The sequence below is a fragment of the Actinomadura sp. NPDC000929 genome (genome assembly GCF_040492065.1).
Taxonomy (GTDB): Bacteria; Actinomycetota; Actinomycetes; order Streptosporangiales; family Streptosporangiaceae; genus Spirillospora; species Spirillospora verrucosospora.
In genome coordinates this window covers 36,305-47,170 of sequence record NZ_JBEUPA010000050.1, presented here as the reverse complement: position 1 = coordinate 47,170, position 10,866 = coordinate 36,305, and the positions used below count along the sequence as shown (strand labels likewise).

2 protein-coding genes are annotated in these 10,866 nt (G+C 78.3%); both read left to right on the top strand.

What is annotated here, in order from left to right:
- Positions 1 to 94 precede the first annotated feature (94 nt).
- Entirely contained in the window at positions 95 to 6,589 is a 6,495-nt protein-coding gene (locus tag ABWI04_RS19425; protein ID WP_353833304.1) for an SDR family oxidoreductase, read from the top strand.
- Complete coding sequence (locus ABWI04_RS19420; protein ID WP_353833303.1) at positions 6,586 to 10,845, top strand: beta-ketoacyl synthase N-terminal-like domain-containing protein; 4,260 nt, start codon at positions 6,586 to 6,588, stop codon at positions 10,843 to 10,845. Before ABWI04_RS19425 ends, ABWI04_RS19420 begins: the two co-directional genes overlap by 4 nt.
- Positions 10,846 to 10,866: the final 21 nt, after the last annotated feature.

Below are 10,866 nucleotides of genomic sequence, written 5' to 3'. Positions count from 1 at the left end.
CACGGGCGCGTCGACCAGGACGGTCGCGGCGGCCGCGGGGACCTCGTCGGGCCGGATCCGGCACCCGGCGGGCACGCGGACGCCGAACGGGCCCGTGCTGCTCGGCGGGACAGCGCAGCTCGGCGGGGCAGCGCAGCTCGGCGGGGCAGCGCAGCTCGGCGGGGCAGCGCAGCTCGGCGCGCCCGCGCCGGGGGCGGACGGCGCGCCGGACGTCGCCGGGTTCGCCCGCGGGCGCCGCCTGCTGGTGGAGGTGGTCGACCCGGACGAGGCCGCCGCCGCGATCGCCGCCGCCCGGGAGATCACCGACGACGTGGGGCTGGTCGCGCGGGGCGGCGAGGCGGGCGGGCGCGTCGGCGAGCCGACCGCGTTCGTGCTCCTGCAGCACCTCCTCGCGGGCGCCGGTTCCACGGCGGACGCGGACGTCCCCGTGTACGCGGCCGGCGGGATCGGGCCGCACTCCGCCGCGGCGGCGGTGGCCGGGGGCGCGGCCGGGGTCGTCCTGGACGTCCAGCTCGCGCTGGTCCGGGAGGCGGAGCCGTCCGCCGACATCGTCGCCAGGCTGTCGGCGATGGACGGCACCGGGACGGCGGTCGTCGACGGGCACCGCGTCCACCCGGCGCCCGGCGCGCCCGGGTCCGGGCAGCGTCCGCTGCCCGTCGGGCAGGACGCGCCGCTCGCCGCCTCGCTGGCCGGGCGGCACAGGACCGCCGGGGGAGTGGTGCGGGCCGTCCGGGAGCAGATCGACCTGCACCTGCGGGCCGCCGTGCGCTCCGAGCCCCTCGCGCCGCGCGCCGAACCGGCCGTCATGCAGGGCCCCATGACGCAGGTCAGCGACACCTCCGCGTTCGCCGGCGCCGTCGCGCAGGACGGCGGCCTGCCGTTCCTCGCGCTCGGCCTGACGGACCCCGACCGGGTGCGGGAGCTGCTGCGCGAGACCGCCGACCGGCTCGGCGGGCGTCCCTGGGGCGTCGGCGTTCTCGGGACCGCGCCGCCGGAGCTGCGGGAGGCCCACCTCACCGCGATCCGCGAGGCCGCGCCGCCCTACGCGATCATCGGGCCCGGCGGCCCGGCGGAGGCCGCGTCACTGGAGGCCGCGTCACTGGAGGCCGCGTCACTGGAGGCAGAGGGGATCCGCACCTACCTGCACGCCCGGTCGCCGGAGCAGCTGGAGCGGTTCCTGGCCGAGGGCGCGCGCAGATTCGTGTTCGAGGGCGCCGAATGCGGAGGGCACGTCGGACCGCTTGCGAGCTTCCCGCTGTGGGACGCGCAGGTCGAGCGGCTGGAGGCGTTCGGCGGCGACCCGCGCGAGCTGTCGGTCATGTTCGCGGGCGGCGTGCACGACGCGCGGTCCGCCGCGATGGTCGCCGCGCTCGCCGGGCCGCTGGCCGAGCGCGGCGCCGACGTCCGCGTGCTGATGGGCACCGCGTACCTGTTCACCGCCGAGGCGGTCGCGGCCGGCGCGATCCTGCCGGGCTTCCAGGACGTCGCGCTCGGCTGCGGCGGGACGGCCCTGCTGGAAACCGCGCCCGGCCTCGTGACCCGCTGCGCCCGCACCCCCTACGTCCGGACGTTCGAGGAGACCCGCCGCGAGCTGGAGCAGGTCGGCACGCCGCGGCGGGAGGTGTGGCGCCGCCTGGAGAAGCTGAACCTCGGCCGCCTGCGCGTCGCGAGCAAGGGCCTGCGCCGCGGCACCCCGGTGGACGACGGCGTCCAGCGCGCCGACGGCCTCTACATGATCGGGCAGGTCGCCGCGCTGCGGTCGGCCCCGACTCGGATCGCCGACCTCCACGAGCAGGTCACCTCGGGCGCGACCGCCTTCCTGGCCGCCCGCGCGGCCGAGCTGGGCGTCGCCGGACCCGCGGCGAGCGCCGGCGCGGCCCGCCCGGCCGACGTCGCGGTCATCGGCATGGGCTGCGTCTTCCCGGGGGCCCGCGACACCGGGAGCTACTGGGCGAACATCGTCGGCGGCGCCGACGCGGTCACCGAGGTCACCCGCTGGGACCCGCGGATCCACTACTCGCCGTCCGGGGAGGGCGCGACGCCGTCGAAGTGGGGCGGCTTCATCCCCGACGTCCCGTTCGACGCGCTCGCCCACGGCATCCCGCCCGGCGCGCTCGGCGGCGTCGACCCGGTCCAGCTCCTGTCGCTGGAGGTGGCGTCCCGCGCGCTGGCGGACGCCGGGTACGCCGACCGCCCGTTCGACCGGGCCCGGACGTCGGTGGTCTTCGGCGCGGCCGGGGGCGGCGATCTCGGCACCGCGTACGCGATGCGCGCGACGCTCCCGTCCTACTACGGCGGGGTGCCCCCGGGCCTGGACGAGCGGCTGCCGCGCCCGACCGCGGACTCCTTCCCCGGCGTCCTCACCGGCGTCATCGCCGGCCGGATCGCGGACCGGCTCGACCTCGGCGGCACGGCCCACACGGTGGACGCCGCGGGAGCCTCGTCGCTGGCCGCCCTCGACGCCGCCTGCAAGGAGCTCGCCGCCGGGACCAGCGACATGGTGCTGTGCGGCGGCGCCGACCTGCGCGCCGGCGTCCAGGACTACCTGCTGCCGGCCTCGGCGGGCGCGCTTTCCCCGTCCGGGCGCTGTGCCGCGTTCGACTCGTCCGCCGACGGCGTCGCGCTCGGCGAGGGCGTCGGGTGCGTGGTCCTCAAGCGCCTCGCCGACGCCGAACGCGACGGCGACCGGATCTACGCCGTGGTCAAGTCGGTCGCCGGGGCCGCAGGCGGACGCGCCCCCGACCTCGCCACACCGGGGTCCGAAGGGCAGCGCCGCGCCCTCGAACGCGCCTACGAGCGCGCGGGCGTGGAACCCGCCTCCGTGGGGCTCGTCGAGGCGCACGGAGCCGGAGCCGAGGCGGACGACAGGACGGAGCTGGCGGCCCTCGCCGCGGTGTTCGCCGGGGCCGCGCCGGGCAGCGTCACGCTCGGCTCGGTGAAGTCGCAGATCGGGCACACCGGGTGCGCCGCGGGCGTCGCCGGGCTCATCAAGACCGCGTACGCGCTGCACACGGGCGTGCTGCCGGGGACGCTGCACCTCGCCCGGCCGAATCCGGAGTGGGCGCCGGACGGCCCGCTCGCGTTCGGCGGCGCCGCCCGCCCGTGGGCCGCCGAACCGGGCGGGCGGTTCGCGGGGCTCAGCGGCTTCGGCGTCGGCGGCGCGCACTTCCACGCCGTCCTGTCCGGCTACGACGGCGCCCCCGAGCCGGTGTCCGGGCTGGACGAGTGGTCGGCGGAGCTGTTCCTGATCCGCGGCGCCGACCGCTCCGCCGCCCGCGCCGGGATCGACCGGCTCTCGGCGCTGCTGCCCGCCGGGCCCCGGCTGCGCGACCTCGCCAGGACCGCCGTCTCGCTCGAAGGCCCGGTGCAGGCGGCGCTGGTGGCCTCAAGCCTGGAGGACCTCCGGGACAAGCTCGCTCTCGCGGCCGCGTTCCGACCGGCGCCGGGCGTCTTCCTGCCCTCCGGGGAGCCGGGGCAGGTCGCGTTCCTGTTCCCCGGCCAGGGCCAGCGGCCCGGGATGCTCGCGGACCTCTTCGTCGCGTTCCCCCGCCTCCAGCGCCTGCTGCGGCACGCCGGCGGACGGTACGCGGCCGCGATGTTCCCGCCCGCGGCGTTCACCCGGTCGGAGTCCCGCCGCCGCCGGGCGGAGATCGCCGACACGCGGGTCGCGCAGCCCGCGCTCGGCATCGCCGGGCTGGCCGTCCACCGGCTGCTGACCGCGGTCGGCGTGCACCCCGACCTCGCCGCCGGGCACGGCTGCGGCGAACTCGTCGCGCTCTGCGCGGCCGGCGTGTTCGACGACGCCGACATGATCGGCCTGAGCGCCGCCCGGGCGGAGGCGGTCCTCGCGGCGGCAGGGCCCGGCGGGGGCGCGGCGGCGACCGTGGGAGCGACGCCGGAGCAGGTGCTTGACGCGTTGGGGGAGACGTTGGGGGAGAGCGGCGACGTCGCCGTGACCCACCACAACGCGCCCCGCCAGGTCGTGATCGCCGGGACCTCCGCGGGGCTGGACCGCGCGCTGCGCGTCCTGGCGGAGGCGGGCCTGCGCGCCGAGCGGATCCCGGCCGCGTGCGCGGCCCACGGCCCGCTCGCCGCCGCCGCGCCGGAGGGCCTGCGCGCGGAGCTGCTCGGCCGCGACCTGCGCTCGCCCGCTTTCCCGGTCTGGTCGAACGCGACGGCGGCGCCCTACGACACCGACCCGTCCGAGCTCGCCGCCGTCCTCGCGGGGCAGCTCGCCGCGCCGGTCCGCTTCGTCGAGCAGATCGAGGCGATGTACGCGGCGGGCGCCCGCACCTTCGTCGAGGCGGGCCCCGGACGGTTCCTCACCGGCCTGGTCGCCGCGATCCTCGGGGACCGGCCGCACACCGCCGTGAGCTGCGACGCGCCCGGCGGCGGCGCCCTGACGGGGCTGCTGCGCGCGCTCGCCGAGCTGGCCGCCGCGGGCGTCCCGGTCGACCCGCTGCCCCTGTTCGCCGGGCGCGACGCCCGCCCGCTGCCCGCCGAGCCCGCCCCGGCGCCCGGCTGGATCGTCAACGGCCATCTCGTCCGCACCGCCGACGGCGCGTACCCGGCGGGCGCGCTCCGGCCCGCCGAGCGCGTCGAGGGCCCCGGCCCGGGCGGCTCGGAGGCCGCCGTCCTGGAGTACCTGCGCGCGAGCCGCGAGGTGATCGCAGCGCAGCGCGAGGTGGTCCTTCGGCACCTCGCGGCCCCGGCGGGACGGGACGCGGCGGCGCGGTCCGTCCCCGCGCCCCGCCCCGTCCTGCCGGGCGAGACGCTGCCCGCCCCGAACGCGGCACAGGACACGGCGCGGGACGCGGTACAGGACACGGCGCGGGACACGGCACAGGACGCGGCGCGGGAAGGAGCGCAGGACGCTTCGGACGACGCGCCGGAGGAGCGGCCGCCCGCCGATGGCAGGCGGGACGTGCACGCCGCCGCCGGCGCCGTGATCCGCGCCCGCACCGGCGACGACCGGGAGAACGCGCCCGCTGAGCCGCGCCCCACCGTCCCGGAGCCCGCCGCGCCGGAACCCGCGGCGCCCGAGATGACCGTGCTGCCCGAGATGACCGTGCTGCCCGAAGTGACCGTGCCGCCCGAGATGAGCGTGCCGCCTCCGGCGCGGCCGTCCGCCCATGTGGGGGCCGCGGACCTGTCCGGTCGCCGCCCCGCGCCGCGGGTGTCGCGGCAGATCCCGCGGATCGTCGAACTGGAGGCGCTGCCGGCGCCGCCGGAGTCCGGGACGGGGTTCGCGGGCCGGCGCTTCCTGATCGTGGACGACGCCTGCGGCGTCGCGCTCGAACTGGCCGACCTGCTGGAGCGGCACGGCGCGCAGGTGCGCGTGCCCTCGGACGTGGACGGGCCCTGCGACGGGCTCGTCCATCTGGCGGCGCTCCGGCCGGGGGCCGCGCCCGTGCTGCCCCAGGCGTTCGCGGGCGTCCGGCAGGCGCTGGCGGGCGGGCTGCGGTGGCTCGTCTTCGCCAGTGGCGCCGGCGGGACGTTCGGGCACCGGTTCGGCGGCGGCGCCGTCGGGGACCCCGGGCCGGGCGCGGGCCTGGCGGGCCTGGCCCGGACCATCGCCCGGGAGTACCCGGAGATGCTCGTCCGCGCGCTGGACGTCGACACCAAGGACACCCCGCGCGCGATCGCGCAGCGGATCCTGGCCGAGCTGCTGACCGCCGACGCGCCGGTCGTGGTCGGGCACGAGGGCGGCCGCCGCAACGCCCTGGACCTGATCCCCGCCGGGCCGCCCGGCGGGGGAGCGGCGGCCGCGCCGGACCTCGGGCCGGACGGCGTCGTCCTGCTGACCGGGGGCGCGCGGGGCGCCACCGCCCGGGTCGCGCTGGAGTTCGCCCGGACGAGCGGCTGCCACGTCGAGCTGGTGGGCCGCACCCCGGAGCCCGAGGGGGAGCCGGAGTTCCCCGGCGCCGAGGACGAGGCCGGGCTGCGCCGGGCCCTCGTGGCGCACGGCGAGGAGCAGCCCGCCGAGATCGAGGCGACGGTCCGCAGGCTCCTGGCCGAGCGCGAGATACGCCGGACCCTCACCGCCCTGAGCGGCCACGCCGCCTCCGTGCGATACCACGCGGCGGACGTGCGGAAGCCGGCCGCCGTGCGGGCCGTGCTGGACGACGTCTACCGGCGCCACCGGCGGCTGGACGGCGTCGTCCACGGCGCCGGCCTCGCCGGGGACCGCCTCGTCCGCGACACCTCGCCCGAGTCGTTCGCGCGGGTGTACCGGACGAAGGTGGACGGCGCCGCCGCGCTCGTCCAGGCGGTCCGTCCCGGCCTCGGGTTCTTCGTCGTCCTCGGCGGCCTCGCCGGCGAGCACGGCGACCGCGGGCAGGCCGGCTGCGCGGCGGCCGGGGACGCGTGCGGCACGCTCGCGCACGTGTGGCGGAGGCGGCTGCGCGGGCGGGTGCTCGTGGCCGAATGGGGCCCGTGGGCCGACGGCGCGATGCCGCCCGAGCGGGCGCGCGAGCACGCGCGGCACGGCGTCGGCCCGATCGATCCGGACGCCGGGGCGGCGGCCCTGCTCAGGGAGATCGCGCACGGCGACGAGACGCGGGTCGTGCTGACGGGGACGCTCCGGTGAGCGAGGCGGGGGAGCCGATCGCGATCGTCGGCGCCGGGGCGCTGTTCCCCGGCGCGGGCTCGGCGGCCGAGCTGTGGCGCAACGTCCTCGACGGCGTCGACGCGATCGGCGACGTGCCGCCCGGCCGCTGGGACCCCGCGCTCTACTACGACCCGGGCGCGTACGGGCGGGAGCCGGAGAGCGACCGGTTCTACTGCCGGCGCGGCGGGTTCGTGGACGAGCTGGCCACCGTCGACCCGGCCAGGTTCGGGATCGTCCCGGCGGCGGTGCGGGGCATGGAGCCCGACCACCTGCTGGCGCTGCGCGCGGCCGGGGACGCGATCGCGGACGCGGGCGGCGCCGAGCGGCTGCCCGACCGGTCCCGGATCGGCGTCGTCCTCGGGCGCGGCGGCTTCATCACCCCGGGCGCGGCGCGGGTCGACCAGCGGGTCAGGACCTCCCACCAGGTCGCCGCGATCCTCGGCGAGCTGGTGCCCGAACTCGGGCCGCGGCGCCTGGCGGAGATCCGCCGGGCGTTCTGCGAGCGGCTCGGCCCCGACGATCCCGACGCCTCGGCCGGGCTGCTGCCGAACTTCGCCGCGGCCCGCGTCGCGGACCGGTTCGATCTGCGCGGCCCCGCCTACACGCTCGACGCGGCGTGCGCGTCGTCGCTGCTCGCGGTCGAGCACGCCGTCCGGGCGCTGCGCGGCGGGCAGGCCGACGCGATGCTCGCGGGCGGCGTCCACCACGCGCACCACGCCACGGTGTGGAGCGTCTTCAGCCGGCTCCGCGCGCTGAGCCCGAGCGAGACGATCCGGCCGTTCGACCGCGCCGCCGACGGGACGCTCCTCTCGGAGGGGACGGGCGTCGTCCTGCTCAAGCGGCTGTCGGACGCGCGGCGGGCCGGGGACCGCGTCCACGCGGTGATCCTGGGCGTGGGATCGTCCAGCGACGGGCGCGCCGCGAGCGTCCTGAGCCCGATGGTGGACGGGCAGGTCCTCGCGGTCGAGCGGGCGTGGCGGGACGCGGGCCTGGACCCGGCCGCACCCGGCGCGGTGGGGCTGATCGAAGCGCACGGCACCGGCGCTCCCGCGGGCGACGAGGCGGAGCTGGCGACGCTGCGCCGGGTCTTCGGCGCCGCCGGCCCGCCGATCGGCCTCGGCACGGTCAAGTCGATGATCGGGCACGCGATGCCGGCCGCCGGGATCGCCGGGCTGCTCAAGGCCGCGTTCGCGCTGCGCGACGGCGTCCTGCCGCCGACGCTGCACGTCGACGACCCGCATCCGGCGCTGGACGGCGGGCGGCTGCGGCTCGTCCGGGAGGCCGCGGAGTGGGCCCGGGAGGGCGGCCCCCGCAGGGCGGCGGTCAACGCGTTCGGGTTCGGCGGCGCCAACGCGCACGTGGTCCTGGAGGAGCCGCCCGCCGCCCGCAGGCCGCGGCGGCGCAGGCTCGACGCGCCGCCGTCGGACGAGGGCGTCCTGCGCCTGGCCGCCCGCACGCCCGAGGAACTGTCCGAGGCCCTGGCCGCCCCCGACGAGGAGCTCCTCGCCAGGGCCCGCGACGACGTCCCCGACCTTCCGTGCCGTCTCGCCATCGTCGGCCCGACGCCGCGCAGGCTCGACCTGGCGCGCGCCCTCGTCCAGCGCGGGACGGCCTGGCGGGGACGCAGCGACGTGTGGTTCGCGCCCCGCCCCCTCCTCGCGGGCGGCGGGCGGCTGGCGTTCCTGTACCCCGGGTTCGAGGCCGCCTTCGACCCGCGCGTGGACGACGTCGCCGCGCATTTCGGCATGCCGGCGCCCGCGCTGACCGGCCGCACGGATTTGGCCGGGCACGCCGCCGACGTGCTGCGCGCCGGCCGCCTGCTGACCGCGGCGCTCGGCCGGCTCGGTGTCGAGCCCGACGTCGTCGCGGGCCACAGCCTCGGCGAGTGGACGGCGATGACCGCCGCCGGCGTGTGCGACGCGGACGAGGTCGAGGCGCTCCTCGCCGCGCTCGACGGCGAGGCCCTGGACGTCCCCGACGCCGTCTACGCGGCGCTCGGCTGCGGCGCGGCCCGGGTGCGGGAGGCCGTGGGCGCGCGGTCCGGCGTCGTCGTCAGCCACGACAACTGCCCGCACCAGTCGGTGGTGTGCGGCCCGGCCCGGGAGGTCCGCGAGGTCCTGGGGCGGCTCGCCTCCGAAGGGGTGCTCGGCCGGGAGCTGCCGTTCCGGTGGGGTTTCCACACCCCGCTCGCCGAGGCGTACGAGAAGCCGCTGCGGCGCTCGTTCGAGGCGCTGGACATCCGCGAGCCCCGCGTCCCGCTGTGGTCGGCGACCGCGGTCGCGCCGTTCCCGCGCCGCCCCGCCGAGGTCCGCGAGCTGGTCGCGCGCCACCTGCTCGAACCCGTCCGGTTCGGGGACCTGGTCGAGGAGCTGTACGGCGCGGCGCACGTGCGGGCGTTCGTCCAGGTCGGGCCGGGCGGCCTCACCGAGTTCGTCGCCGACCGCCTCGGCGGCCGCGAGCACCTCGCCCTGGCCGTGAACGTGCCGAAGCGCGACGGGATGGCCCAGCTCCGCCGCGTCGTCGCCGCGCTGTGGACCGAGGGCTACGGCGCGTCCTCGCCGTCCCCGCCCTCGACGACGGGCATGCGCCTGGACCTCGGGACGCCGCTGGTCAGCCTGGACGGGGCCGTGGAGCCCGTCCGGCTCGGCCGCGGGGTCCCGCCGCTGCCCGCGGACGACCCCGTGCTGGCCGAGCTGGAGGCCCTGCTCGACGACGCCGCGAGCGGGGCGCAGTCGGTCCTGGAGGCGCTCGGGGGCGGGCCCCCGCCCCCGCCCGTCCCGGGCGAGGACGTCTCGCCGGTGGCCGCCGAACTGAACGTCTCCCGCGTCTTCTCGGTCGAGTCGATGCCGTGGCTGCGCGATCACTGCCTCGTCCCGCAGCCCCCCGACTGGCCGGACATGGCCGACCGGTTCCCGGTCGTCCCGCTGGCGGGGCTCCTGGAGGTCATGGCCGACACGGCGCGCGAGCTCCTGCCCGACCTGGTGGTCGTCGGGTACGAGAACGTCCGCGCGGTCCGCTGGCTCGTCGCGGCCCCGCCGACGGCCGCCGACATCCGCGCCTACCTCATCGAGTCGGCGGGGCGGCCCCGCAAGGTGAAGGTCGTCGTCAACGGCCACGCCGACGGGACGGTCCTGCTCGCCGAGCGCTACCCGGCGCCGCCCCTGCCGGACCGCACGCCGCTGAGCATCGAGGGGCCGCCCATCGTCACCGCCGAGCGGCTCTACGAGGAGCGCTGGATGCACCACGGCCCCCTCTTCCGCGGCGTCACCGAGATCACGGCGCTCGCGGAGGACGGTGTCCGAGCCGTCCTGACCTCGCTGCCCACGCCGGGCGCGCTCATGGACGGCGCAGGGCAGCTCTGCGCCCACTGGATCCAGGTGTACGGCGACACCAACCAGACCGTCTTCCCGGTGGGGATCGAGCGGGTCGCCCTCTACGGGCCCACCCCGTCCCCGGGGGAGAACCTGGACACGACCATCTGGAACCAGTCCCTCACCGACACCACCATGCGCTGCTCGGCGGAGATGGTCACGGAGAGCGGGAGGGTGTGGGGGCGCGTCGACGGATGGACGACCCACCGCTTCTACACCGACGAGGCGCTCTGGCGGATGAAGTTCACCCCCGAGGTGTCCGGAACGGGGGAGCCGCAACCCGGCCGCTGGTGCCTGGCCCGCAAGCGGTGGGACGGCACCGCGTCCCGCGACCTGCTGATGCGCCAGTACCTCTGCGCCTCCGAGCGCGCCGAGTACGAGGCCCTTCCTCCGTTCGCGCAGGGGCCGTGGCTGCTCGGACGGATCGCCGCCAAGGACGCCGTCCGCCACCACCTGTGGCGCGAGGGCCACGGGCCGCTGTTCCCCGCCGAGCTCACCGTCCGGGACGGCCCGGACGTGACGGGGCCGTTCGAGGAGCCGCTCACGCTCGCGATCGCCGCGGACGCCGACCTGGGCGTGGCCCTGGTCAGGCCCGGCCGCGAACCGGCCGGCATCGGGCTCGCCCCGAACGGGGAGGGCGCGCGGATCCGCGCGGCCAAGCAGGCGGTGCTCCAGGCGGTGCTGCGGGGCACGGGCACCGGAACCGACCGCCCCGAACTGGTCGTGACCGTCGCCGACGCCGAACGGCTCCTGATCGCGGCGGGCGGCACGGTCACCACGGTGGAGACCCGCGAAGTCGAAGGACACGTCGTGGCCTGGACGGCCGCGTCCGGCGCGACGGACATGGAGGAGAGCCGAGTATGAACGACGTCGACCAGCCCCGGA